The sequence below is a fragment of the Streptomyces sp. NPDC026522 genome, assembly GCF_055567555.1.
The window spans coordinates 208,468-233,898 of record NZ_JBVHQF010000007.1; the positions used below are offsets into that span (position 1 = coordinate 208,468).

Below are 25,431 nucleotides of genomic sequence, written 5' to 3' on the forward strand. Positions count from 1 at the left end.
CTCACGCACCGCCGCCGGGCAGCCGGAACACCGGTACCGCCCAGCGCGGCGGCGGTGCGGGATCCCGGTCCAGGACGGACCCGGCCGGGTCGGCGAGCGGCGCCGCCGGGCCTCCGGAGCGTCCCGGCCCGGCCGCCGCCTCCCCCGCCCGTCGCAGCGCATCGGTGAACGCCAGGCAGTTGTCCCACCGCTGTTCGGGCGACTTGGCCAGCGCCTTGCCCAGCACCTCGTCGACCGCCACCGGCAGGTCCGGGCGCAGCGAGGTCACCGCCGGCGGCGGATCGAACTGGTGGGCCCAGAGCAGGGCCAGGTCCTCGTCGCGCCGGAAGGGCGGGGCGCCGGTCAGCATCTCCTGGACGACGCACCCCAGGCCGTACACGTCGCAGCGCCCGTCGACCGGTTTGCCCGAGATCTGTTCCGGCGCGACGTAGTCGAGGGTCCCCACGAACTGTCCGACGCTCGTGAACCCGGTCAGCGACAGCGACTTCTTCGTCAGCCCGAAGTCCGTCAGGTACACGTGTTCGGGGTGGTCGCTGTCGGTCCCCGGCGCCACCAGGATGTTGCCCGGCTTCACGTCCCGGTGGACCAGGTCGTGGGCGTGGGCAGCGTCCAGGGCCGAGGCCACCTGCCCCGCGATGCGCGCCGCCGTACGGACGGGCAGCGGGCCCGAGCGGTCCAGCAGGGCCCGCAGGTCCTGCCCGGCGACGTAGCGCATCGCGATGTACAGCAGCCCGTCCGTCTCGCCCGCCTCGAAGACGGGCACGATGTGCGGGTGGTCGATGGCGGCCGCCACCTTCGACTCGTGCGCGAACCGCTGCCTGAAGGTGTCGTTGCGGGCGAGTTCCGGCGCGAGCAGCTTCAGTGCCACCGTCCGGTCCAGCCGCAGGTCCAGCGCCCGGTAGACCACCGCCATGCCGCCGCGCCCGATCTCGCTCTCCAGCTCGTACCCGGCGATCCGCTTGCCCCGAAGGCCGGAGGGCCGGCCGCCGAGCGCCTCCGCGGACATCACCGGCCCCCGTCCTTCCCGTCCTCGGAGCGCTCCGTGACCAGCGTCGGCTCGTACCCGGCAGCGCCGGGTGCCCGCGCCCGTACGTCGGCCACCGCGCCCGGATCCGGATCTTCGGGCTCCGCCGGCCCGTCGGCGGAACCCGGCCCGGAGACGACCGCGTAGGTCGCCGGGGGCCCGCCGCCCTCGCCGTACAGCCACCGCCCGGCCGCCTCGTCGTAGAGCCACACCGATTCCCCGTCGATCACCACTCCAGCCCGCAGTCCCCGGGTGTCCGCGCGGAAGGCCTCGGCGTCACCGCTCCCGGAGGCGAGCCGGTCGGCGGCCCGCCGGTAGCGCTCCAGCACGTCGGCGCTGCGGGCCAGCAGGGGCCCCGGGTCCTCGGTGCGCGCGAGGGGCCGGCCGCCCGTCGGCGGGGGCTGCGGCACGGCGACCAGCAGCCGGCCGTCCACCCACGCGGACCATCCGTTGGCACACAGGATCTCGCCCCACTCGCCTTGCCGGGACAGCAGTTGCACGGGCAGGAACGGGTCCAGGGCGGCGGTCGGCCGGGATCCGTCCGGTGCCTCCCAGGCGGGCAGTCCCTCCTGCGGCACGACGTGCGTGGGCCGGAACTCCGCCGCGCCGCCGGGGCTGGTCATCGCGGTCACCGGCTACTTCCGCATGATGGCGGGCTCGTGCCGGCGCAGCAGCCTGGAGACCAGCACCCCGAACAGCACGGACAGCACCACCAGCATCCCGATGTCGAGCAGCCACACCCCGGCGGAATGGGCGAACAGCGGGTCGTCGGTGACCTTGCCGGGCACGATCGCGCCGAGGTCGATGGTGGCGGCCATGGCGCCGAGCGCCCAGCGCGAGGGAACCAGCCAGGCCAGTTGCCCGATCACCGGTACGCCGTTCAGCTGGAGCAGGGCCCCGCAGAAGACCACCTGCACGATGGCGAGGAGGACCAGCAGGGGCATGGTGACCTCCTCCTTCCTGACCAGCGCGGAGACCAGCAGGCCGAGCATCATCGCGGTGAACGACAGCAGCGCGACCGCGATCGTGATCTCCACCAGCGGGGGCAGGAAGACGCCCCGGCCGCCGGGGGCGTTGAGCTGCACCCCGAGGAGCGCCACCAGGGTCAGCACCACGGCCTGCGCGACGGTGACCGCGCCCAGGACCACCACTTTCGACATCAGGTAGGCGGAGCGCGACAGCCCCACGGCGCGTTCGCGCTGGTAGATGGTGCGCTCCTTGACCAGTTCGCGTACCGCGTTCGCCGCACCGGTGAGTACACCGCCCACGCACAGGATGAGCAGGGCGTTGACCGCCGTCTCCTGGGTGAGGGAGGAGCCCGCGAGGGCGCGGGCCATCGCGCCCATCACGAACGGCAGGGCGACCATTATGGCGAGGAAGGTGCGGTCGGCGCTGAGCGCGGCCGCGTAGCGCCGGACGAGGGTCGACAGCTGTGCTCCCCAGCTCTGTGCCTTGGGCGGCGCGGCGGCGAAGCCGGCCGGCCCGGCGGGGACGCCGGCCGCCGCTGGCTGCCCCGGTTCCCGGACGTACATCCGGTACAGGGCCGAGGCGCGGTACTCGGCCGCCCAGTCCCGGTCCTGCTGGTTCTCGAAGGCTTCGAAGGCCTCCGGCCACTCGGCGAAGCCGAAGAAGCCGAGGGTTTCGCCGGGCGGTCCGTAGTACGCGACGCGCCCGCCCGGGGCGAGCACCAGCAGCCGGTCGCAGACGTCCAGGCTGAGCACGCTGTGGGTGACCACGATGACGGTCCGGCCGTCGTCGGCGAGGCCGCGCAACATGTGCATGACCGAGCGGTCCATGCCGGGGTCCAGCCCGGAGGTCGGCTCGTCGAGGAAGAGCAGGGAGGGCTTCGTCAGCAGTTCCAGCGCGACGGAGACCCGTTTGCGCTGGCCTCCGGACAGGCTGTGGATGGCCTGGTCGGCGCGCTGCCCCAGGCCGAGTTCCCGGATCACCTCGTCCACCCGGTCCTGCCGCTCCGCCTTGGCGGTGTCCTGCGGGAACCGCAGTTCGGCGGCGTAGGTCAGGGCCCGGCGCACGGTGAGCTGGGCGTGCAGGATGTCGTCCTGCGGGACGAGGCCGATGCGGCTGCGCAGTTCGGCGTAGTCGCGGTAGAGGTCGCGTCCGTCGTACAGGACGGCGCCCTGGTCGGCGGGGCGCAGCCCGGTGAGCGCGCCGAGCAGGGTGGACTTGCCCGCGCCGCTGGGGCCGACGACCGCGAGCAGGCACTTGGCGCCGACGGGGAAGGAGACGTGGTCGAGCAGGACCTTGCGGCCGTGGTCGACGGCGACGGCGAGGTCCTGGACGTCGAGGGAGACCTCACCGGTGTCCACGTACTCCTGGAGCTGGTCGCCGACGAGGCAGAAGGCGCTGTGTCCGATGCCGACGATGTCGCCTTCGGCGAGGCGGGCCCGCTGGACGGGGGCGCCGTTGAGGTAGGTGCCGTTGTGGCTGCCGAGGTCGGCGATCTCGTAGGTCCCGTCGGGCAGGGCACGCAGTTCGGCGTGGCGGCGGGAGACGACGAGGTCGTCGACGACGAGGTCGTTGTCGGGGGCGCGCCCGATGCGCACGGTCCGTGCGGGCAATGGCCGTACGGAGGTGGGCCGGTGGAAGGTGGCGGACAGGGCGGGGTTGGTGACGGAGGACGGGCGGCCCTGGCCGCGCCGGGAGCCGGCGCCGAGCAGGACGAGGCGGGGGCCGTCCTCGGCGCTGCCGAAGCGCAGTTCGCTGCCGGGACCGACGCTCCACTCGTGGACGCGGTGACCGTCGGCCCAGGTGCCGTTGGTGCTGCCCTCGTCCTCGACGGTCCAGTGGTCGCCCTCGGGGCGCAGGATCGCGTGGTGCCAGGAGACCCGGGCGTCGTCGAGACAGATTTCGCAGAGGGGGTCACGCCCGACGTGGTACGTCCGGCCCGGGCTGATCGGGGTGGAGCCCCGGGCGGTCTCCACCACGAGTTCGGGTGCGGCCGCCGCACCGGGTCGCTGGACCATGAACAGATTTTCCCACGATCCGAGCGGCGCGGCATAACACCTGGTCAGGGGCGCCTTATGGGTAATGACAACGGTCCCCGTTGCAGCCTTTGCCGATGGACGGAAGGTGCGCTTCACTTCTGGCGTCGGAACCGAACACACGGGGGACGCCATGACCGGGCACGACCACGAGCACGGGCACGACCACGCCGGGGATTCCGGGCGCGGCGGGCACGCCGGGCACAGCCACGGCGTGGCCGCGGACGCCGACCGGCGCTGGCTGGCCATCGCCCTGGGTCTGATCTGCGGCTTCATGGCCGTCGAGGTGGCCATCGGTGTCATCGCCCAGTCCCTGGCCCTGATCTCCGACGCCGCGCACATGCTGACCGACGCGGTCTCGATCGTGCTCGCGCTGATCGCGATGCGGCTCGCCGCCCGGCCGGCCCGCGGCGGGTACACGTTCGGCCTCAAGCGGGCGGAGATACTCTCCGCCCAGGCGAACGGGCTGACCCTGCTGCTGCTGGCGGTGTGGCTGGCGTACGAGGCGGTGCGGCGGCTGGTCGATCCGCCGCCGGTGGCGGGTGGCCTGGTCCTGGTCACGGCGCTGGCGGGGATCGCCGTCAACGTGGTGGCGGCCTGGTGCATCTCGAAGGCCAACCGGACCTCCCTCGCCGTCGAAGGCGCCTACCAGCACATCCTGAACGACATGTTCGCCTTCATCGGGACCGCGGTGGCCGGCTTGATCGTACTGACCACCGGTTTCCGGCAGGCCGACGCGATCGCCTCGCTGGTCGTGGTGGTGCTGATGGTCAAGGCGGGCTACGGCCTGGTCCGCGAGTCGGGCCGGATCTTCCTGGAGGCGGCTCCGGCGAACGTGGACCCGGACGCGGTCGGCGACCGGCTCGTGGGGCAGCCGCCGGTGACCGAGGTGCACGACCTGCACATCTGGACGATCACCTCCGGGCAGGCGGCGCTCTCCGCGCACGTCCTCGTGGAGCCGGCCGGCGACTGCCACGCCGTACGCCGCGACCTGGAGCGGCTGCTGGCCAAGGAGTACGGGATCACCCACACCACCCTCCAGGTGGACCACGTCCCGGAGGCCCTGCTCTCGGTCGGCCGCGCCGGTGAGGGCCCCGAGCCCCGCGACCCGCACTGCGCCGACGCGCACGGGCCGGTCCACCGCGAGGGCCCGCACGACCACTGACGGAGCGCTCGGCGGGGCATACATGGCCCCATGACACAAAAGCGCAGCGCCGGACTGCTGCTGTTCCGCGAGACGGGAGCCGGGGCCGGAGCCGGAGCGAAGGCCGGAGCCGGGGTCGAGGTCCTGCTCGGCCACATGGGCGGCCCGCTGTGGGCGAGCCGCGACGCCGGGGGCTGGGCGATCCCCAAGGGCGAGTACGGCCCGGACGAGATGCCGCTGGACGCGGCCCGCCGCGAGTTCACCGAGGAGATCGGCCAGCCGCCGCCGCAGGGCCCGTACCTGCCGCTCGGCGAGATCCGGATGGCGGGCGGGAAGCTGGTGACGGTCTGGGCGGTACGGGCCGACCTGGATCCGGCGCTGATGGTGCCCGGCACCTTCACCATGGAGTGGCCGCCGCGCTCGGGCCGGCAGGCGCAGTTCCCGGAACTGGACACCGTGGCCTGGTTCCCTCCCCCGGTGGCCAGGACCAAACTCATCGCAGGTCAAGTCCCTTTCCTGGAGCGGCTGTTGGCCCTACTGAAGGGTTGACCCGACCTTGACTTGCCAACGAACCCCGGCTGCGTGGACATTGCACATATGACGAGCGTCGTGCTGGTGGGAACCCTGGACACCAAGGGTGTCGAGTACGGCTGGCTGCGCGAGAGGCTGCGGCGAGCCGGCGTCGAAGTGATCACGGTCGACACAGGAATCATGGGCGAGCCCCGGATACCCGCGCAGGTGCCGCGCGAAGCGGTCGCACGGGCGGCGGGAACGGAACTGACGGAACTACGTGCGGCGGCTGACCGGGGCGCCGCCGTCACCGCCATGGCCGTGGGCGCCGAGGCGACGCTGTTGCGCCTGCACGCCGAGGGCCGGCTCCACGGAGTCCTCGCGATCGGGGGCAGCGGCGGGACCTCGATCGCCACCCGGGCGATGCGCGCCCTGCCGCTGGGCGTACCGAAGCTGATGGTCTCCTCCATGGCCTCCGGTGACGTGGCCCCGTACATCGGATCCGCGGACATCACGATGATGTACAGCGTCGTCGACATCGCGGGGATCAACAGCGTCTCCGCCCCGGTGCTCACCAATGCGGTGGAGGCGATCGCCGGTATGGCCAAGGGGTACGCCCGGGCCGGGCTGGAGCGGCGCCGTCCGGCCCGGCTGGGGGCCGGCTCCCGGCCCCTGGTCGCCGCGAGCATGGCGGGGGTCACCACGACCGGCGTGGACGCGGCCCGGGAGCGGCTGACCGAACTCGGTTACGAGGTACTGGTGTTCCACGTCAGCGGCAGCGGCGGCCGCACCCTGGAGAAACTGGCCGGACAGGGCATCTTCGCGGGCGTCCTCGACCTCACCCTCAGCGAACTCGCCGACGACCTGTGCGGGGGCATCCTGACCGCCGGCCCCGACCGGCTGAGCGCCGCCGGGCAGGCCGGAGTCCCGCAGGTGGTGAGCCTGGGCGCGCTGGACATGGTGAAGTTCGGCCCGCTGGAGAGCCTGCCCGAGCGGGTCCGCTACCGGCGGGTCCGGGTCCACAACCCCTCGATCACCGTCATCCGTACGACCGCGGCCGAATGCGCGGAACTCGGCCGCCGGGTCGCCGCCAAGCTCCGGGTGGCGACCGGCCCCACCGAGGTGTGCGTCCCACTGCGCGGACTGTCGACGCTGGGCGCGCCCGGTGGCCCCTACCATGACCCCGGCGCGGACCGGGCCCTGTTCACGGCGCTGCGCGACGGACTGCGGGGCAGCGCCGCCCGGCTGTACGACTACGACACCCACATCAACGATCCGTCCTTCGGGCGGGCCGCGGCCGACCGGCTGCACGCCATGATCGGAGCGGAGCGGGCCGTGGCCTGAAAGCCGCCTCAAGACACCCCCTCCGGCCGGGAACCGGCCATGGCGGAAACCGTGTCCCAGGGGGTGGCCGGCCGCGCGGACCGGCTCTGGAACCCGGTCGGGCCGCGGAGGGGGAACGATGAACGACGTGTGGACGGTTCCCGGGTACACGCCGGTCCGGGAGCTGGGCGCCGGCGGCAGCGGCCGGGTCGTGCTGGCGGTCCATGACGCCACCGGCACGCCGGTCGCGGTGAAGTACCTCAGCGACCGGCTGCGCGAGGACCCCGCCTTCGTCCGGGAGTTCCGGGCGGAGGCCCGGCTCCTCGGCGGGCTGCGCTCACCGCACGTGGTGGCGCTCTACGAGTACTGCGAGTACGCACGGGCGCCCGGCGGCGCCGCCATCGTGATGGAACTCGCCGACGGGATCTCCCTGCGCGCCCTGCTGAAGCGGTCCGGCCGCACGGCACCCGAGGCCGCCCTGGTGCTGCTCAAGGGCTCGCTGCTGGGGCTGGCCGCCGCGCACCGGGCCGGGGTGGTGCACCGCGACTACAAGCCGGAGAACGTCCTGGTCGGGGCGGACGGTTCCTCGAAACTGGTGGACTTCGGGATCGCGGCCGGCCGCGGGACCACCCCGGGGGTCGCGGGCACGCCCGCCTACATGGCGCCCGAACAGTGGCAGGGCCGGCCGGCCTCCCCCGCGGCGGACGTGTACGCGGCGACGGCGACCTTCTTCGAATGCGTGACGGGGCACAAGCCGTTCCCGGGGACGAACTTCGCGGAGCTGGCGGTCCAGCACGTGGAGGGTCCGGTCCCGGAGGCCGACGCGCCGGAGCCGGTGCGCCCGCTGATCCGCCGTGGCCTGGCCAAGGCGCCGGAGCGGCGGCCGGAGAACGCCGAGGCGTTCGTGGCGGAGCTGGAGGAGGTGGCGCTGGCCGGGTACGGCCCGGACTGGGAGGAGCGCGGGCAGCGCAAACTGGCGGCCCTGGCGGCGCTGCTGCCGCTGCTGTTCCCGTCGGCGGGGGCTCCGGCGGCCGGCACCACCGCGCTCGCGACGACCGTGCTGGAACCCCCGCCGGCGAGCTGGCTGCCCGGGCGGCGCGGCGCGCTCGCGGCGGCCGCCGTGCTGGTGATCGGGGCGCTGCTGGTGTTCTCGTACGAGGCGGTCGCCGGGGAGTCCGGCGGGGCGGCGACGCTGAGCGCGTTCGCGACGTCGAGCGCCGGGCCGCCGGGCGGCGGGAGTCCGGGGCCGGGGCCGAGCGGCCCCGGGTCCGCGTCGCCGACGCCCTCGGCGCCGTTGTCGCCCTCGCCGTCCGTGTCCGTCTCCTCCGCCCCCTCTGCGTCGGCTTCGCCGTCCGTGCCGCCGAGCCACAGCGGATCGCCCACGCCGACGCCCACACCTACACCCACACCGACGAAGCCGGCTCCCACCGTGCAGCCGAGCCCGCCGGTCACCGTCTCCGGGGTGGCGGCGACGCTGCGGACCAGCCCGACCACCGGGCAGGTGACCGTCTCCCTCGACGTGAAGGGCGGACCGGCAACGGTGGTACTGGAGTGGTTCCTCGGAAACAGCCTCTCGGACCTGAGCCACGCGGACGGCACGGACGCGGTACCCGTCCAGGCCGGGACCGCGCCGGTGACCCGGGCCCACACCTTCACCCGCCGAGCCGGCTGCTACCTGAGCGTCCGGGTCACGACGACGCCCTCGTCCCGGAAGCCGGTCATCGCCTCGCAGGCCATCCCCCGGTGCACCACGACGGAGCCGCCGCGATGAGCGAACCCCACGCCCCCGAAGGCGACGACTACAGCGCCACGGTCCTCGGCAGCCAGTGGTTCAGCGGCCCGCCGCAGCCGCCGGGCGACACCCGGCGGCCGGAGGTGACGCAGCGGCTCGGCATCCCCACCCAGCAGCAGGGCGCCGGGCTCGCCGCCACCCAGCGGCTCGACACCCCGGCCACCGTGCCCGGCGCCGCGCCCGACCGGGTCGACGGGCCGGTGCTGCGGTTCGGTCCCGGCGTCACGGCGGCGATGCCCGCGCCGTCCCGGTGACCGTGCCCGGGGCGGCGGCCGGCCGCCGCCGGGGCCAGTGGCGGCGCTACACCCTGGCCGCCGTGGTCCTGGCCGCGGTCCTCGGCTACCTGGGCTGGCAGCGGTTCGGACCCGCGCTAGCGGTCCGGGACGTGGTGGTGACCACGGACCCGCGGGGACCCGGGTGCGATTCCGCCGCCGATGTGGTGGCCGTCGTACGGACCAACGGGCGCGCCGGAACTCTGGCCTACCACTGGGCGCGCAGCGACGGCACGCGCTCCGAGCAGCTCACCGAACGGGTGCCGAGCGGGCGGAAGGAGGCCCGGCTGCACCTGCTGTGGACCTTCCAGGGAGTCGGCACCTACGCCGCGCGGGCCGAACTGCGGCTCGACTCGCCAGGGCAGCGCGCCGAAGCGGTCGAGTTCACCTACCGCTGCCCGGCGTAGCCGGAATCCCGCGCGGGAAGGCCCGCGACCGCTCGGGGGAGCGGCCGCGGGCCGACCTGGCCGGCCTGTCCGTGGCAGGCACGTCTGGGGTGGGCGGCGGGCGGCCCGGGCGGGTCAGAAGCGGGCGTGCGCCGTGATGTCCGCGGCGAACTCCCCCGTCATCGCCGGGGTCACGGTCGGCCTGCACTGCGCGACCGCCGCCAGGTAGTCCGCCGTACCGGCGCCCAACTGCGCGGCGGCCGCGCCGCGCGCGCCCACCGCCTCCAGGTCCCGCTCGAAGGACACCTGTGCCGCGATCCGCGCCGCGTGCTCGATGTCGGCCGGGGTGAACAGTTCGGTCGCCTCCACCAGCGCCGCCACGTCGACGTCCGGGCGCCCGGCGGTGTAGCGGGACCAGATCGCGGCGCGCGCCCCGGCGTCCGGCGTACCGATCGGGATCAGGTAGTCGAAGCGCCCGGGCCGCAGGAAGGCGGGGTCCAGGGAGCGGATGGAGTTGGTGGCGCAGACCAGCAGCCGCTCGTCGCCCTCCCGGAACCCGGGTATCAGCTTCAGCAGCTCGTTGGTCACGCCGTGGATCCCGCCGGGCTGGGCCGGCTCGGTCCGTACGGGTGCGATCTCCTCGACCTCGTCGATGAAGACGAGGACCCGCTCCAGCTCGGCGATCCGGGCGAAGGCGTCGCGCAGCGCGGCTGCCAGGTTCCCCTCGTCGGCGAGCCGCGAGGGCAGCAGCTCGACGAAGGGCCAGCCGAGGCGGGAGGCGATGGCGCGGGCGAAGGTGGTCTTGCCGGTGCCGGGCGGCCCGAAGAGGGTGATGGCGCGCGGCGGCCGCACCCCGTGCGCGGCGGCCCGTTCCGGCTCGGCGAGCGGGAGGACCACGCGGCGCTCGATGAGGTCCTTCTCCTGCTCCATCCCGGCGACCTTGGCCCACAGGTCGTTGGGGAGGAAGCGGCCGCCGAGGTCGTCGAGGAGGCCGGCCGCCGGTCCGTGCAGCGGCTCGGTCTTCTCGAAGTAGGCCACGGCGGGCTGGCGGGTGTAGCCGGCGTTGAGCAGGCCCTCGCCGAGCAGGTCCTCCTCGGGCAGGACGTAGGCGATCCGCCCGACCCGGGCGGCGATGAGCCGCCGTTCCAGTTCGACCAGCAGCGCACTGGCCAGGCCGCGGCCGCGCCAGCCCGCGGCGATCGCGATGCGCATCACCCAGGCGCGTTCGCCGGTGACGCAGGCGAGGGCCGCGCCGATCGGGACGCCCTGGTGGACGGCGACCACACAGGGCTGCCGGTCGGTGAGCGCGCTGATGCACTCGGCGAGCGAGAAGACGGACTCCTGGCCGAGTTCCGCCGTGGTGTCGATCAGATGGACGACAGCGGCGAGATCGCTCTCGCGGTAATCGTGGATCAGCCAGTTCACCGGGTACCGCCCCTCGTTCGTGCTCCTGCGGCGAGGCTAGGCGCGCCCGGGGCCCGTGATCACGCTCCGCGGTGCACAACACCGGCTCCGGAAACCCTCCGCGGCGTCCATAGACTCGGGTTTTCCGTCCGCGGGACATGCCGGAAATGCATGCTGTTTCGGCACATCCGACATGACCGGCCGGGGATTCACAGCGGATTCTTATGGAACTGGGGGCTCCGGACACAGGCTCGCTGGGCAGGCTCAGGTGCATGATCCGCAGCATGCTCCCCAGACAGGCCGCCCCCGTCGGCTCCTCCCGCGTCCGGCGGGCGTCCCGGGTCCTGCTCGCGCTGGCGGCGATGGCCGCGCTGCTGAGCGTCGATCTGCCGGACGCCGGAGCCGCCCCGCCGCTCGGCGTCACCGCGGTGGCCGACTCCGGCGCCGCCGCCGACCGGGTGGGCGCGCTGTTCGCGGGAGGGCTGGACGGGGGGCACTTCTGCACCGCCGCGGTGGTGCACAGTGACGACCGGAGCGTGATCGCGACCGCGGCGCACTGCCTGGTCGACCCGGACGCCACCGTGTTCGCGCCGGGGTACCGGGACGGGAAGACCCCGTACGGCCTGTGGAAGGTCACCGGCGTGTACGTGTCCCCCCGCTGGACGCAGGGGCGGGACGCGGACGAGGACATAGCCTTCGCGTCGGTCGCCCCGGTCTCGGGCTCGGCGCAGGTCGAGGACGTGGTGGGCGGCTTCCCGGTGGCCGCCGACCAGCCCGCGGACGCGACGGTGACGATCGTCGGCTACCCGAGCAGCGAGGAGTCCCCGCTGCGCTGCACCAACGCCACGACCCTGTTCTCGCCGACCCAGCGCCGCATCGACTGCCCCGACCTCAGCGGTGGCACGAGCGGCAGCCCCTGGCTGGTGAACGGCGCCGTGGCCGGGGTCCTGGGCGGCTACGAGGACGGCGGCCTGGTCCCGGAGGTGTCGTACAGCGCGGTGATGGGCGACCAGGCCGTGGAGCTGTACCGCGAGGCCGCGGTCGCGGACTGAGCCTCAAACGGTTCCGGCCGGCGGCCGGAACCAGGTCGGTTCGTCACGCAGGGCGCGCTGGACGCGGTCCACGGCGAAGGGCTCCAGCGGGGGCAGGGCGTCCGCCGTGAACCAGGCGACCTCCAGCAACTCGTCGTCGTGCGGCCGGGGCTCACCGCCCGCGGCCCGGCAGCGGAAGGTGATGTCCTGGAACTGGCACACGTCCCCGTTGGGATAGGTGATCGGTTCGAGCATCTCGACGAGCACGACCCGCTCGGGGACGCAGCGCACCGCCGTCTCCTCGTACACCTCGCGCACCGCCGTCTCCGCGGGCTGTTCGCCGGGTTCGGCGATGCCGCCGATCACCGACCAGAGGCCGGTGTCGGCGCGGCGGCCGAGCAGGATCCGGTCGCGGTCGTCCACGACGATCGCGGTGACACCGGGCAGCAGGAGCAGCAGGTGCCCCGCCCCGGCTTCGCGGATCGCGCGTATGTAGTCAGGTGTGGTCATGGGGCGACCCTACGAGCCGGCCGCCCGGCCACCCGCGTCATGCGGCCCGCCGGGCGCGAACCCGGCGGGTCAGCACCCGGCCGAGCCCACCGGCGGCCACCAGGAGCAGCGCGTACTCGGGCAGCGGTCCGAACCGGGTGGCCGGGGTCCGCGTCGAGCGCAGCGGGATTTCGGCGACCAGCGCGTCCGCGGTGAACATCTTCGTCTGCTGGACGACCGCCCCGTCGGGCCGGATGACGGCGCTGACCCCGCTGGTGACGGGGACGAGCACGGTCCGGCTGTGTTCGACGGCCCGGACCCGGTCCATGGCGAGCTGCTGGTAGGTCATCTGGCTCCGGCCGAAGGTGGCGTTGTTGCTCGGTACGGCGATGACCTGGGCGCCGGCCTGGACGGTGGAGCGGACGGCGTCGTCGAAGGCCGCCTCGTAGCAGGTGACCATGCCGGCCCGGCTGCCCGCCATGTCGAAGACGCCGGGCTCCTTGCCGGGGCCGAAGTCGCGGCGCACGCGGTCCACGTCCTTGCTGAAGATCCGGACGAAGGACCGCATCGGCATCCGCTCGCCGAACGGCTGGATCTTGCGCTTGTCGTACGTCGCGGTCGGGCCCTTGACCGGGTCCCACAGGATCATCGTGTTGCGCAGCGGGCCGGTCGGCGGCTCCAGCACGGAGCCGACGGCGACGGGTACGCCGATGGCCTTGACCGCGCGGTCGATGACGTCGCGGGCGTCCTGCTGGGTGAACGGGTCGATGTCGGAGGAGTTCTCCGGCCAGACGACGAAGTCGGGCTGCCGGGCACGGCCGGCCTTGACGTCGTCGGCGAGCTGGAGGGTGCGGTTGGCGTGGTTGTCCAGGACGGCGCGGCGCTGGGAGTTGAAGTCGAACCCGGCGCGCGGGACGTTGCCCTGGATGACGGCGGCCACCGCGGTGCCGTCCTCGGCGGCGTCGGACACCAGCGGCCGCGCGGCGAGCGCCGCGCCGACGGGGAGGACGACGGTGAGGGCGGCGAGCGCGGCCGCGCTGCGGCTCGGCTGCGAGCGGGCGGTGCGGGCGGCCTCGTACAGGCCGAATCCGCACAGGGCGACCGCGAAGGAGAGCAGCGGGGTGCCGCCGACCGCGGCGAGCGGCAGGAAGAAGCCGTCGGCCTGACCGAAGGCGAGCTTGCCCCACGGGAAGCCGCCGAAGGGGGCGCGGGCGCGCAGCGCCTCGCCGGCGATCCAGATGGCGGAGGCCCACACGGCGCGGCCGGGAAGGGTGCCGACGAGGGCGATGCCTAGGCCGGTGAGGCCGAAGAGGAGCGCTTCGAGGGTGACGAGGGCGATCCACGGGACCGGCCCCACGCCCTCGCTGGTCCACACCAGCAGCGGCAGCAGGTAGCCCAGCCCGAAGACGAAGCCGAGCCCGAAGCCGGCCCGGGCGCGGCGGCCGCGCAGGCAGCCGGCGAGCAGGGCGAGGGCGAAGGGGGCCAGCCACCACAGGGGGCGGGGCGGGAAGCTGAGGTAGAGCAGGACCCCGGCGAACGCGGCGAGGGCCGCCCGGACCGGCCAGGCGCCCCGCAGGCGGTCCAGGCCGGAGCGGCCGCTCGCCGGTGCGGTGGACTGCGCGGGCTCGTTCCCGGCCGCTCGGGTGACACTGGTGCTCATTTGGCGGAGTGTACGTCCCCGCACGCGGTTGTCCCCCAGGAGACTCAGTGCGCCAGGGCGCGCAGGTGGGTGCGGATGACCCGGACGGCGTTCTCGGCGTCGTCGACGGTGACGGTGAACAGCTTCCCGTCGTCCAGGCGCAGCTCGACGCCCTCGCCGCGGCGGACGATGACGGCGGTGCCCTTCTCGGGGCGCCAGCGGTAGCCCCATCCGCCCCAGTGCTGGGGGGTGATCCGGGGGACGAACTCGGCGGAGGCCACCTCGGCGAGCCGGATGGTGCGGCGCGGCACCCCGATGTGGCCGCAGCGGACTTCCACGGCCCGCGAGTCGACGGTGACGGCCACGTGGACGAAGGCGAGGGTGCCGAAGAGGATGAGCAGGCCGGCCGCGAGGCAGCCGATCACGGACATGAGCAGCGCCACCGTCCCGGCGGTCCAGCTGGCGTCCACGGCGAGTTCGATGCCGAGCGCCAGGCAGGCACCGCCGACCGCGGCGAGCAGCCACTGCACGCGGTTGGAGGCGCGGCCCGTCCAGAGCGGACCCGGGGGGTGACCCGTCATGGATGCAGCGTACCCACGTCCCCCGCCCGCGCCCCCCGACGGCGCCGCTCTGCGGCCGAGCGCGTTTCGGCCGCGGTCCGGTGGCCGGCCGCCCCGGGGCCGGCCGCCACCCGTGCGGCAGCCGGCCGTGATGAGGGCGGGCCCGGCGGATCACGCCCGGGCCCGGGCCGCCGGGCCCCCTAGCCTGTACACGTGAACCAGGACCGAGGGGGCCGGCTGCGCGATGTCCTGGCCGCCCGCTGCCCCGGCGCGGCCTCGTGACGGCCCGGCTGGACCGCGCCGTGGGCGCGGTGCTCGGCTCGGCCGTCGGGGACGCGCTCGGCGCGCCGTACGAGTTCGGCCCGGCCGGGGAACTCGACGCGCGCGGCAAGGAGATGGCGGCGGGCGGCGGCTGGGACCCCGGCGAGGCGACCGACGACACCCAGATGGCGGTCCTGGTGGGCGAGTCCCTGCTGGAGTGCGGTGGCCTCGACCTCCCCGACCTGTTCGACCGGTTCCGGCGCTGGGCGGCGGGAGAGCCCAAGGACATCGGCCTCCAGACCGAGGACGTGCTGACCAGCGGCCGGCCGTGGGACCGGGCCGCTGCGCTGCACTTCCAGGTCAACGCGCGGGCGGCCGGCAACGGTTCCCTGATGCGCGCCTCCACCTCGGCGGTGTACTTCGCCGCCGCCGGGCGCGCGGCCACCATGGACGCCGCCCGCCGGATCGCGGCGCTGACCCACGGGGACCCGGCCGCCTGGGAAGGCACCGCGGTGCTCCACGAGCTCGTACGGGTGGCCCTGGACGGGGGCGACCCGCTGGCCGCCCTTCCCGAGGTGCTGGGCGCGGTGCACCCCGACCACCGCGAGCGCTACGCCCGCGTGCTCGACCCCGGCTGGCACCCGGACCTGGCCACCGAGTTCAACGGGGCGGTGTGGCCCTGTCTCGGCTCGGCGGTGTGGGCGCTGCGCACCACCACCGGTTTCGCGCAGGCCGTACGGGCCGCCGTGAACCTGGGCGGGGACACCGACACCGTGGCCGCGGTCACCGGCACGCTGGCCGGGGCCTGCTACGGGCAGCGGGCCGTGCCGGAGCGGTGGACCGGGCCGCTGCACGTGCCGCTGCCCGGCTCCGGCGGCCGGGTGCTGGACGCGGACGGGCTGCGGCTGCTGGGTCAGCGGCTCGCCGGGGCCGGCTGAGGCCCGGGGCCGAGCTCCAGGCGGCGGCCCCGGAACGCGGCGCGCAGCCGCCGGTCGTGGCTGACCAGCACCAGGGTCCCGGTGAAACCGGCCAGCGCGGCCTCCAGTTCCTCCACCACGCCGGGGGCCAGGTGGTTGGTCGGCTCGTCCAGGAGCAGCACGTCCAGCGGGGTGGTGACCAGCCGGGCCAGTTCCAGTTTGCGGCGCTGGCCCGTGGAGAGGTCCCGGACGGGGCGGGTCAGGTCGTGCGGGGCCAGCAGGCCCAGGGCCGCGACCTGCTCCGCGTACCGCGCGCCCGACAGCTCGGTCAGGGAGCGGGGCTCCCGGCCCCACGGGTCGTCCTGGCGCAACAGGCCCACGCGCGGGGGTGTGCGTACGGTGCCCTGGCCGGGGGCGAGTTCCCGGGCCAGGACGTGCAGCAGGGTGGACTTCCCGGCCCCGTTGGGCCCGGTGACCAGGAGCCGCTCACCGGGTCCGAGCCGGAAGGAGACCGGCGCGAGCCGTCCCGGCACCGCGAGCCCGTCGGCCTCGACCACCCCGGCCGCGCCCGCCGTGAACCGCCCGGTGAAGCGGAGCGGGCTGGGCGGCGGCGGCACCGGGTTCTCGGTCAGCCGGTGCAGGCGTTCGCGGGCCGTCCGGATCCGGCCGGCCGCGCCGTGGGTGCGGGAGCGGGCGCGGAAGGCGCCGGCTCCGCTGAAACCGCGCGGCAGCTTGCGCGGGATCGCGGCGAACCGGCCGATGTTGGTGTCGGCGAGCCGCTCCGCGTCGCGGACCTGCTCGCGCCACTGCTCGTACTGCCGCTCCCAGCGGGCGCGTTCGGCGGCGCGGCCGGTGCGGAAGCCGGCGTAGCCGTTGCCGTACCGGCGTACGGTGCGGCGGTCCTGGTCGACCTCCAGGATGGCGGTGGTGACGCGGTCCAGGAAGAGCCGGTCGTGGGTGACCGCGACGACCGTGCCGCGGTGGGCGCGCAGGTGCTCCTCCAGCCAGCCGACGGCCTCGTCGTCGAGGTCGTTGGTCGGCTCGTCCAGCAGCAGCAGTTCGGGTTCGGCGGCCAGGGCCGCGGCGAGGGCCAGCCGGGAGCGCTGCCCGCCGGAGAGGGTGCCCAGGCGCCGCTCCGGGTCGGGGGCGGTGCGCTCGCCGAGCCGGCGCAGGGTGGTCGCCACGCGCCGCTCGGCGTCCTGGCCGCCGCGGGCCTCGTAGGCGGCGAGGAGGTCCGCGTACCCGGTGAGCTCCGCCGGGCCCGCTTGCGGGAGGCGGGCTTCGGCGCAGCGGATCCGGGCCTCCAGGGCGCGCAGTTCGGCCAGTGCGAGGTCGATCGCGTCCTGGACGCGGGCGGTCGGCGGCAGGTCGAGGGTCTGGGCCAGGTGGCCCACCCCGCCGGGCGCGGTGACGGTGACCTGTCCGTGGTCGGGGCGCTCCCGGCCGGCGAGGAGCCGGAGCAGGGTGGACTTGCCGGACCCGTTGTCGCCGACGATGCCGACCCGCTCACCGGGCCGGACCGTGCAGCTGACCCGGTCCAGGACGATGCGGGTGTCGTAGGCCTTGGTGACTTCGGACAGGACGATCTGGGTGGTGGCGAGTGGGGTACGGGCACGCAAGGGCGATCCCTTCGTCGGACGGACGGGACGGGGCCGGGCGACGGATCCCGGACCTTAGACGACACGAGACGTTTCGTCTCGTTGACTCGGCCCAGCCTACCCATGGGCTGTCGGCGCCGCGACTTGATAAGTGCGGGGCCCCGACCGGCCCCGGCGCTACTCCACCGGGTTCTCGATCAAGGTGATCCGGTTGCCGTCCGGGTCGTGTACGGCGGCGAACCGCACCTTCCGGGCCCCCGGCTGGATCTCTCCCGCCGTGATGCCGCGGTCGGCCAGCTCCGAAAGCGCCCGGTCCAGGTCGTCCACCACGAGGTTGAGCAGGGTCGTCCCCGCCTGCTCCGGCGACTGGAAGACCTGCACCCAGGCGGAGGGGGAAACGTGCCAGTCGGCGAGGCCGGCCATGGGCCGCGCGTCGGGGGGCCGGCCCAGGAGCCGTTCGTACCAAGGCGCCGCGGTCTCGACGTCACGCACCGGGGCCACCGCGAGTACGTGGGTGAAAGACATGGCGCACCACCCTTCGCCGCGGAGAGCTTCCTGTCCCTCTTCCGACTCCCGTCGGGCGGGAAACTCATCGCCGGCCCGGCCCGCCGTAGCGGAGCCGGGGCCGGGGGCGCGGCGGGTCAGTGCGCGAGGGGCGCGCCCTCCGCGAGCAGCCGGCCCTCGGCGTAGCCGAGCGCGGCGGCCGGGAGGGTCCCCTGCTGCCCGCCGAGCAGGACGGTCAGCCCGCCGGTACGGGGCAGGCCCGGCTCGGGGCGGGCGCCGATGCGGCGCAGCGCCTGTACGGCGACCGCCTCGGCCGAGCCGTGGAAGACGAACTCCGCCCCGCCGGTCTGTTCGGCGAGGGCGGCCCGGATCGCCGCCTCGACCAGCTCGTAGTGCGTGCAGCCGAGTACGACGTCGGTGACGTCGGCCGGGGTGAGCGCGGCGGCCGCGGCGACGGCCCGCGCGACGGCCTCCTCGTTGCCGCGCTCGACGGCGTCGGCGAGGCCGGGGCAGGGCACCTCGGTGACCCGGGCTCCGGCGGCGAACTCCGCGATCAGGCCGCGCTGGTACGGGCTCCCGGTGGTGGCCGGCGTGGCCCAGATGGCGACCCGGCCGCCCGCGGCAGCGGCCGGCTTGATCGCGGGCACGGTGCCGATGACCGGGATGGCGGGTTCCAGCTCCGCCCGCAGGGCCGGCAGGCTGTGCACGGAGGCGGTGTTGCAGGCGACGACGAGGGCGTCCGGGCGGTGCTCGGCGGCGGCCCGGGCGACGCCGAGGGCCCGCCCGGTGAGGTCGGCGGGCGTGCGCGGGCCCCAGGGCATCCCGTCGGGGTCGCTGGACAGCAGCAGATCGGCGTCGGGCCGCAGCCGTCGCATCGCGGCGGCCGCCGCGAGGAGGCCGATTCCGGAGTCCATGAGGGCGATCTTCACCTGGTCACCTTATATCGACGCGGGCCGCCAGCTCCGCGACCGCGCCCGCCACCCGGCCGCCCCCGCACCCCGGGGCCGGACCGCCGGACGGCTCTCCGGAGGCGCGGGCTCCGGCCGCCCCGGCCCGGGCCCCCACGCCCCGAAACGACACCGCAGGACCGCCCCCGAAGCCGCGCGCCCGGGCCGCCCCGCCCCCGGATCCGCACCCCGGGGGGGGGCGCCACGGTGTCCGGATGCGCGACAGGTTCCGCCCGGTTCGGCACACTGCGGCCATGGGCCTCCTCCTCACCGCCGCCTACGCCTCCCTCGCCGCCTGGCTCTGGCTCACCCTCGCCCAGGGCATGTTCTGGCGCACCGACGTCCGCCTCCCCCCGCGTACCGCTCCCGCCCGCTGGCCGTCCGTCGCCATCGTCGTCCCGGCCAGGGACGAGGCGGAGGTGCTGCCCCGCAGCCTGCCGTCACTCCTCGCCCAGGACTATCCCGGCGCCGCCGAGGTGGTCCTGGTGGACGACGGCAGTACGGACGGCACGGCCGACCTGGCCCGGCGCCTGGCCGGGGAGCTCCTGGGGCTGCCCCTCACCGTCGTGTCCCCCGGCGCCCCGGACCCCGGCTGGACCGGCAAGCTCTGGGCCCTGCGCCACGGCATCGCGCACGCGCGCACCGCCCACGCCACCGAACCCGAGTACCTCCTGCTCACCGACGCGGACATCGCCCACGAACCGGACAGCCTCCGCGAGCTCGTCGCCGCGGCGACCTCCGCCCGCCTCGACCTGGTCTCCCAGATGGCGCGGCTGCGGGTGGCCACGTTCTGGGAGCGGCTCGTCGTACCGGCCTTCGTCTACTTCTTCGCGCAGTTGTACCCCTTCCGCCGGATCAACCGCCCCGCCGGGCGGACCGCCGCGGCCGCAGGCGGCTGCGTGCTCCTGCGTACGGAAGCCGCCGTCCGCGCCGGCGTTCCCGACTCGATCCGGCAGGCCGTCATCGACGACGTCAGCCTCGCCCGCGCCGTTCGGCGCACCGGGGGCCGGATCTGGCTCGGCCTGGCGGAGCGGGTGGACAGCGTGCGCCCCTACCCGGCGCTGGGCGACCTGTGGCGGATGGTCTCGCGGAGCGCGTACGCCCAACTGCGCCATCAGCCGCTGCTGCTGGCGGGGACGGTGGCCGGGCTCGTACTCGTCTACCTGGTGCCGCCGGCCGCCCTGTTCGCGGGGCTCGCCCTGGGCCGTCCGCCCCTGGCCTGGGCGGGCGGTTCGGCCTGGCTGCTGATGGCCGGAACCTATCTGCCGATGCTGCGCTACTACCGCCAGCCGGCCGTCCTCGCGCCGCTGCTGCCGTTCACGGCACTGCTCTACCTCCTGATGACCGTCGACTCGGCCGTCCTGCACTACCGCGGCCGCGGCGCCGCCTGGAAGGGCCGGACCTACGCCCGGCCCAGCGACGCCTGACCCCTCGCGGTCCGGCTGAACGGCCGTCATACGAGGTCACGCAGCGGGCCTCCGCTTGGTGACGCTGCGTCAAGGTCAAGTGGGTGCAACACCCAACCGGTGAGTACGAGTAGGAACAAGGTGGGGTGGACGGTGCGAATCGTGCACGTGAACGTGAAGTGAAAGCTGTGGCCCTGACCTGCGAATATGCAGGTCAGGACGGGGTTGACGACACCTCGCTATGGACCCCGTGAAGTCGTGGGCTTAACTTAGGTCCCATGACCTCCCCCCGCTCCACTTATGGCGGCGGTTACTACTCCGCGCCCTCCTTCCCGGACACCCCCATCTACGACTCCCTCGTCGCCGAACGCGGCACTCCGCAGATCGCCCCGATCCGCGTGCCCGCCGCCTACGACACCCCCGGTTCCGGTTACTCGAGCGGTGGGTACCTGCCGGCCCTCCCGTCCGCCCTGCCCGCCCTGCCGGCCGCGCCCTCGATGCCCCAGCAGCAGAGCGCCCCGGCGTACGGCTACCCGTACCAGCAGCAGCCCGCGCCGCAGATGCAGATGCCCATGCCGCTGCAGAACGCGCCCGCCCCCTACGTACCGCAGCAGCAGCCGGTCGGCGCCCGCGCGGGGTACGTCCCGCAGCAGCAGCCGCGCCCGGTCGCGACCGCCACCGGATACGAGGCCATGCGCCCGGCCGCCCCGCGGCCGATGCAGGCGCCAGCTCAGGTGCCCTCGTACGAGGACCCGTACGGCCGCCCGTACCAGGGGCGCGGCTACTAGGCCGGCCGAGCACGGCCGCGGCGGCCGACTACCGCCCGGCCCTGCGGGAAGAGGCGCCGGGGGCCGCGGGGGCGGCGCCTGGCAAAATGCACTCATGTCGAACTCGTATGTCCACTCGCTGCACGTCTATCCCGTCAAATCGGTGGCGGGAACCGCTCCCGACGAGGCGGCGGTGGAGCCCTGGGGGCTCTCGGGCGACCGCCGATGGGCAGTGATCGACGTCGAGGGCGCGGTCATCACGCAACGCCAGCAGGCGCGGCTGGCGTTGGCCTCGGCCCGTCCGCTGGAGGGCGGCCGGCTGGCGCTTTCGGCCCCCGGCATGGCGGATCTGGTCGTGGAGGTGCCGGAGCCGGGTCCGCTGGAGCCCGTCGTCCTGTTCGGCAAGAAGATCGAGACCGTGGTCGCGGCGGCGGCCGCGGCCGACTGGTTTTCGGCCTATCTCGGCCTCCCCGCCCGCCTCGTGTACCTGGACGACCCCGCCGTGCGCCGTCCCGTGGACCCGGACTACGCGCTGCCGGGCGAGACGGTGAGCCTCGCGGACGCCTATCCGCTGCTCGCCACCACCCTGGCCTCGCTGGACGCCCTGAACGCGCTGATCGCCGAGGGCGGTCAGCCGCAGGAGGGGCCGCTGCCGATGAACCGTTTCCGCCCGAACCTGGTGGTGGCCGGGGCGGAGGCCTGGGCCGAGGACGGCTGGCGCCGCATCGCCATCGGGGACGCCGTTTTCCGCGGGGTGCGGGAGTGCGGGCGGTGCATCGTCACCACCACCGACCAGGCGACCGCGGTGCGCGGCAAGGAACCGCTGATGACGCTGGCGAAGCACCGGCGGATCGGGAAGTCGCTCGCGTTCGGGCGGCAGCTGGTGCCGGTCGCGCTGGGGACGGTGCGCGTCGGCGACGAGGTCCGCGTTCTGGAATAACACCTTCGAGGGGCTCCGCCCGCCCGCCGGAACCAGCGGGCACGGCGGCACCGTTGGATCATTCGAGACGTGTGGGCCGGGACCCGGACGGGCGCGGGGGAACGTGCGCCGGACCGGGCGCGGCCGGATGCGCATGTCTCCCGCGTTCCGGAATGCGCGTCCACCGGGCATGCGGGAAGCTGGGACGCGCAGGCAGGCGGAGGCGAGGGGGTGCCGGACCGTGTGGACAGCAATGGGCGTGTGGCGTTGGCGGCGCAATCCGCTGCGCCGCCGGACTGATCTCTTCGAGGCGTGGCTGGCGCTCGCCGCGGCGGTGTGCGTGCTGGTGCTCGCTCCGGCCGTCGGCTGGCTCGCGGGCGTACGGGTGGACGACACCCTCCAGCGCGCCGTGCACGAACAGCGGCAGGAGCGGTACCTCGTCCCGGCGGTGGTGCTCCGGCCGGCCCAGGGCACGCTCGCGGGCGGGGCCGCGGCGGCCGACAAGTCCGCGGGGCCGCAGACGCCGCAGCGGACCCGGATCCTCGCCTCGTGGACCGCGCCCGACGGCAGCAGCCACCAGGGGACGGTGCCGGCCGCCGAGGAACCGCCCCGGCCCGGTGACCGGTTCCGGATATGGACGGACACCAGCGGCCGGCTCGTGGGGCAGCCGCTCGCCGCTTCCGCCGCCGCGTTCCACTCCGTGATGGCCGGTCTGGCCGCCGCCCTGGGCGTGGCCGCGCTGGTGGAGACGGTCCGGCGGCTGATCGTACGGCGGCTCGTGCACCGGCGGTACATACGGCTGGACCGGGCGTGGGCCGCGGTCGGACCGGATTGGGGCCGCGCGGGCGCGGGCAGCTGACCTGGCAACTCCCCGGCCCTGCGCGCGCTACGGTGGACCGGGCAGACCGGCCGCGGGCCACCGCGGCGGTGACTGCCGCCAATGCGAAGACGAGGGTGGGGGCACGACAGCACCATGGCTCAGGGCACGGTCCAGGTGACACACGGCGGGTCCTCGCGCTGGCGGCGCCGCTCCGGTGAGTACGCGACGCTGACCGCCGCGCTCGCGGTCGCCGGGGACGGGGACGTCCTGTCCATCGCGCCCGGCACCTACCGGGAAAACCTGGTGCTGCGCCACGCCGTGACCCTGCGGGGGCCCGAGGGCGCGGTCGGGTCCGTGCGGATCGCCCCGCCCGACGGCGTCGCACTGACCGTGAGCGCCTCGGCCGTGGTGCAGGACCTCCATCTGGAGGGCCAGGACCGGACGGCGCCGGCGCTGCTCGTCGAGGACGGCTCGCCCGAGCTGACCGATCTGCGGGTCAGCACCCGCTCCTCGGCCGGCATCGAGGTCCGCGGCGGGGCCAGACCGCTGGTGCGCCGGTGCACGGTGGAGAACCCGGCCGGAGTGGGGATCGCCGTACTCGACGGCGGCGGCGGGGTGTTCGAGGAGTGCGAGGTCGTGGCGGCCGGGCAGAGCGGGATCTCGGTGCGGGGCGGCCACCCGCGCCTGGAGGGCTGCCGGATCCACCACGCCACGGGCGCGGGCATCGCCGTCACCGGCGAGGGCTCCGGGCTGGAGGCGGTGGGCTGCGAGGTGTACGAGATCAAGGGCACCGGGGTGCAGGTCGCTGCGCGGGCCGCCGCCCGGCTCACCGACTGCGCGGTGCACCGTACTTCGGCCGACGGGGTCACCCTCGACACCGACGCCGTTCTCACGCTCGCGGGCTGCGACATCCACGACATCCCGGAGAACGCGATCGACCTGCGCTCGCGCTCGGTGCTCACGCTGAGCCGCACCACGGTGCGCCGGTTCGGCCGCAACGGCCTGTCGGTCTGGGATCCGGGAACCCGGGTCGACGCCCAGTCCTGCGAGATCCACGACAGTACGGGTGACTATCCGGCGGTGTGGATCAGTGACGGGGCCACGGCCTCGCTGGACTCCTGCCGGGTGCACGACGTGCCGGACGCCCTGTTCGTGCTGGACCGCGGCTCGCGGGTGGACGTGGTCGACAGCGACCTGTCCCAGGTGCGCAACACCGCCGTCTCGGTGAGCGACGGGGCCACCGCGCAGCTGGACGACTGCCGGATCCGGGAAGCGGCGACCGGGGCCTGGTTCCGTGACCACGGCAGCGGCGGCACGCTCGCCAACTGCTCCGTCGACTCCGTCCAGACGGGCGTGATCGTCACCAAGGGAGCCGACCCGGTCCTGGAGCGCTGCGCGGTCACCTCCGCCGCCGAGGCCGGTTTCTACGTCTCGGCGGGTGGCCGCGGCACCTTCACAGCCTGCCGGGTGAGCGGCAGCTCCGGCTTCGGCTTCCATGTGATCGACGGCAGCCGCACCTCGTTGGCCAAGTGCCACACCGAGCGCTGCGCGCGGGGCGGTTACGAGTTCGCGGAGGACGGCCCCGTCGCGGAGGACTGCACCAGTGACGAGTCCGGGCCGCGCCTCGCCGCCCAGTCTGCCGCCGCCGGCGGCCCGGCCCACGAGCGCGCGGGGATCCGTACGGTGACGGCGGCGCGCGGCCCCGTACCGGGAGCCGCCGGCGTACCGGCGCAGCGTCCCGCCGACGAGCCGGACCCTGCCGCCGCGCCCGCCCGGGGCTCCGGCGAGGTGCTGGGCCAGCTGGACGCGCTGGTGGGCCTGGCCAGCGTCAAGCGCGAGGTGCGGGCCCTCACCGACATGATCGAGGTGGGGCGCAGGCGGCAGCAGGCGGGCCTCAAGGCGGCGTCGGTGCGCCGGCACCTGGTCTTCACCGGCTCCCCCGGCACCGGCAAGACCACCGTCGCCCGGCTCTACGGGGAGATCCTCGCCTCCCTCGGCGTGCTGGAGCGGGGGCATCTGGTCGAGGTGTCCCGGGTGGACCTCGTCGGCGAGCACATCGGGTCCACGGCGATCCGTACCCAGGAGGCCTTCGACCGGGCTCGTGGCGGTGTGCTGTTCATCGACGAGGCGTACGCCCTGGCGCCGGAGGACTCGGGCCGCGACTTCGGGCGCGAGGCGATCGACACGCTGGTGAAGCTGATGGAGGACCACCGGGACGCGGTGGTGGTGATCGTCGCCGGATACACGGCGGAGATGGAGCGGTTCCTGACCGTGAACCCGGGTGTGGCCTCCCGCTTCTCCCGGACCATCACCTTCGGCGACTACGGGCCTCAGGAGCTGTTGCGCATCGTGGAGCAGCAGGCGGAGGAGCACGAGTACCGGCTGGCCGAGGGGACCGCGCAGGCACTGCTGGCGTACTTCACGGAGCTGCCCAAGGGACCCGCCTTCGGCAACGGCCGCACCGCCCGGCAGACCTTCGAGTCCATGGTCGAGCGCCACGCGGGCCGGGTGGCGCAGCTCAGCGATCCGGGTACCGACGAGCTCACGCTGCTGTTCCCGGCGGACCTGCCGGCGCTCCCGGCGGGTTCGGCGGCGGCCGCCGGCCGCTGAGGCCGGCGGCCAGGGGCATGACCGGCGCCCGCTCGGTGCCCGGAGACATCTGACGGGCCGCCAAGTAAGGTGCCCCACAGCACCTTTCCGTTCCTCCGTTCCGTAC

General features: G+C 74.6%; 23 protein-coding genes. 13 read left to right on the top strand and 10 right to left on the bottom strand.

Translation table 11 applies throughout. The annotated features are described in order from the left end of the window. Position 1: 1 nt before the first annotated feature. The 3 genes from ACZ4M3_RS19900 to ACZ4M3_RS19910 are packed head-to-tail and all read right to left on the bottom strand — an operon-like array spanning position 2 to position 4,008. A complete protein-coding gene (locus ACZ4M3_RS19900) occupies positions 2-1,006 on the bottom strand; it encodes a serine/threonine-protein kinase (protein ID WP_467734345.1) in 1,005 nt (334 codons plus the stop codon). Continuing rightward, positions 1,006-1,647, bottom strand: coding sequence for a hypothetical protein (locus ACZ4M3_RS19905; RefSeq protein ID WP_467734754.1), 642 nt, complete (start codon positions 1,645-1,647; stop codon positions 1,006-1,008). The genes ACZ4M3_RS19900 and ACZ4M3_RS19905 overlap by 1 nt, the downstream gene beginning before the upstream one ends. 12 nt (positions 1,648-1,659) lie before the next feature. Continuing rightward, complete coding sequence (locus tag ACZ4M3_RS19910; RefSeq protein WP_467734347.1) at positions 1,660-4,008, bottom strand: ABC transporter ATP-binding protein/permease; 2,349 nt, start codon at positions 4,006-4,008, stop codon at positions 1,660-1,662. Between the two features lie 151 nt (positions 4,009-4,159). Here ACZ4M3_RS19910 and ACZ4M3_RS19915 point away from each other — a divergent pair, with 151 nt between their 5' ends. The 6 genes from ACZ4M3_RS19915 to ACZ4M3_RS19940 all read left to right on the top strand — a co-directional run bounded on the left by ACZ4M3_RS19915 (position 4,160) and on the right by ACZ4M3_RS19940 (position 9,474). Continuing rightward, entirely contained in the window at positions 4,160-5,191 is a 1,032-nt protein-coding gene (locus ACZ4M3_RS19915) for a cation diffusion facilitator family transporter (protein WP_467734349.1), read from the top strand. A 30-nt stretch (positions 5,192-5,221) separates the two neighbouring features. Further along, positions 5,222-5,719, top strand: a complete 498-nt coding sequence (locus tag ACZ4M3_RS19920) for an NUDIX hydrolase (RefSeq protein ID WP_467734351.1) — start codon at positions 5,222-5,224, stop codon at positions 5,717-5,719. A 48-nt stretch (positions 5,720-5,767) separates the two neighbouring features. Beyond that, positions 5,768-7,024 carry a Tm-1-like ATP-binding domain-containing protein gene (locus tag ACZ4M3_RS19925; RefSeq protein ID WP_467734353.1) on the top strand — a complete coding sequence of 419 codons (1,257 nt, stop codon included), beginning with the start codon at positions 5,768-5,770 and terminating at the stop codon, positions 7,022-7,024. Between the two features lie 118 nt (positions 7,025-7,142). Beyond that, entirely contained in the window at positions 7,143-8,774 is a 1,632-nt protein-coding gene (locus tag ACZ4M3_RS19930) for a serine/threonine-protein kinase (protein WP_467734355.1), read from the top strand. Then, positions 8,771-9,049: a hypothetical protein gene (locus ACZ4M3_RS19935; RefSeq protein WP_467734357.1), complete on the top strand. Its 279-nt coding sequence runs from the start codon at positions 8,771-8,773 to the stop codon at positions 9,047-9,049. The genes ACZ4M3_RS19930 and ACZ4M3_RS19935 overlap by 4 nt, the downstream gene beginning before the upstream one ends. Beyond that, complete coding sequence (locus ACZ4M3_RS19940; RefSeq protein WP_467734359.1) at positions 9,046-9,474, top strand: hypothetical protein; 429 nt, start codon at positions 9,046-9,048, stop codon at positions 9,472-9,474. The genes ACZ4M3_RS19935 and ACZ4M3_RS19940 overlap by 4 nt, the downstream gene beginning before the upstream one ends. 114 nt (positions 9,475-9,588) lie before the next feature. Here ACZ4M3_RS19940 and ACZ4M3_RS19945 read toward each other — a convergent pair whose 3' ends face one another. Then, the gene (locus tag ACZ4M3_RS19945; protein WP_467734360.1) at positions 9,589-10,878 is read right to left on the bottom strand and encodes an ATP-binding protein; all 1,290 of its coding nucleotides are present in this window, start codon (positions 10,876-10,878) and stop codon (positions 9,589-9,591) included. 263 nt (positions 10,879-11,141) lie between these two features. Here ACZ4M3_RS19945 and ACZ4M3_RS19950 point away from each other — a divergent pair, with 263 nt between their 5' ends. Next, on the top strand, positions 11,142-11,909 hold the full coding sequence (locus ACZ4M3_RS19950; protein WP_467734362.1) for a trypsin-like serine peptidase: 768 nt from the start codon (positions 11,142-11,144) through the stop codon (positions 11,907-11,909). Positions 11,910-11,912: 3 nt separating this feature from the next. Here ACZ4M3_RS19950 and ACZ4M3_RS19955 read toward each other — a convergent pair whose 3' ends face one another. From ACZ4M3_RS19955 to ACZ4M3_RS19965, 3 genes are read right to left on the bottom strand one after another with little or no spacing between them, the layout of a single operon-like run. Beyond that, the gene (locus ACZ4M3_RS19955; RefSeq protein WP_467734363.1) at positions 11,913-12,398 is read right to left on the bottom strand and encodes an NUDIX hydrolase; all 486 of its coding nucleotides are present in this window, start codon (positions 12,396-12,398) and stop codon (positions 11,913-11,915) included. Between the two features lie 37 nt (positions 12,399-12,435). Beyond that, on the bottom strand, positions 12,436-14,037 hold the full coding sequence (lnt, locus tag ACZ4M3_RS19960; RefSeq protein WP_467734365.1) for an apolipoprotein N-acyltransferase: 1,602 nt from the start codon (positions 14,035-14,037) through the stop codon (positions 12,436-12,438). Between the two features lie 44 nt (positions 14,038-14,081). Further along, a complete protein-coding gene (locus ACZ4M3_RS19965; protein WP_467734367.1) occupies positions 14,082-14,597 on the bottom strand; it encodes a hypothetical protein in 516 nt (171 codons plus the stop codon). 257 nt (positions 14,598-14,854) lie between these two features. On the opposite strand from ACZ4M3_RS19965, the gene ACZ4M3_RS19970 reads away from it, so the two are divergent. Then, complete coding sequence (locus ACZ4M3_RS19970; protein ID WP_467734369.1) at positions 14,855-15,775, top strand: ADP-ribosylglycohydrolase family protein; 921 nt, start codon at positions 14,855-14,857, stop codon at positions 15,773-15,775. Here the strand turns inward: ACZ4M3_RS19970 and abc-f are convergent. The 3 genes from abc-f to ACZ4M3_RS19985 all read right to left on the bottom strand — a co-directional run bounded on the left by abc-f (position 15,751) and on the right by ACZ4M3_RS19985 (position 18,785). Then, a complete protein-coding gene (abc-f, locus tag ACZ4M3_RS19975) occupies positions 15,751-17,373 on the bottom strand; it encodes a ribosomal protection-like ABC-F family protein (protein WP_467734371.1) in 1,623 nt (540 codons plus the stop codon). The two genes, ACZ4M3_RS19970 and abc-f, sit on opposite strands and share 25 nt — an antisense overlap. Positions 17,374-17,529: 156 nt before the next feature. Continuing rightward, complete coding sequence (locus tag ACZ4M3_RS19980; RefSeq protein ID WP_467734373.1) at positions 17,530-17,877, bottom strand: VOC family protein; 348 nt, start codon at positions 17,875-17,877, stop codon at positions 17,530-17,532. A gap of 116 nt (positions 17,878-17,993) precedes the next feature. Then, positions 17,994-18,785, bottom strand: a complete 792-nt coding sequence (locus ACZ4M3_RS19985; RefSeq protein WP_467734375.1) for a glutamate racemase — start codon at positions 18,783-18,785, stop codon at positions 17,994-17,996. A 272-nt stretch (positions 18,786-19,057) separates the two neighbouring features. Between ACZ4M3_RS19985 and ACZ4M3_RS19990 the strand changes: the two genes are divergently transcribed. The 5 genes from ACZ4M3_RS19990 (at position 19,058) to ACZ4M3_RS20010 (ending at position 25,325) form a co-directional block, all read left to right on the top strand. Continuing rightward, on the top strand, positions 19,058-20,230 hold the full coding sequence (locus ACZ4M3_RS19990; RefSeq protein WP_467734377.1) for a glycosyltransferase: 1,173 nt from the start codon (positions 19,058-19,060) through the stop codon (positions 20,228-20,230). A 257-nt stretch (positions 20,231-20,487) separates the two neighbouring features. Then, entirely contained in the window at positions 20,488-20,997 is a 510-nt protein-coding gene (locus ACZ4M3_RS19995; RefSeq protein ID WP_453408323.1) for a DUF6643 family protein, read from the top strand. 94 nt (positions 20,998-21,091) lie between these two features. Then, complete coding sequence (locus ACZ4M3_RS20000) at positions 21,092-21,916, top strand: MOSC domain-containing protein (RefSeq protein ID WP_467734379.1); 825 nt, start codon at positions 21,092-21,094, stop codon at positions 21,914-21,916. 220 nt (positions 21,917-22,136) lie between these two features. Beyond that, positions 22,137-22,754 (top strand): Rv1733c family protein, encoded by a 618-nt coding sequence (locus ACZ4M3_RS20005; RefSeq protein ID WP_467734381.1) that lies wholly within the window; start codon positions 22,137-22,139, stop codon positions 22,752-22,754. Positions 22,755-22,868: 114 nt separating this feature from the next. Beyond that, positions 22,869-25,325: a right-handed parallel beta-helix repeat-containing protein gene (locus tag ACZ4M3_RS20010; protein ID WP_467734382.1), complete on the top strand. Its 2,457-nt coding sequence runs from the start codon at positions 22,869-22,871 to the stop codon at positions 25,323-25,325. The last annotated feature ends 106 nt before the right edge of the window (positions 25,326-25,431 follow it).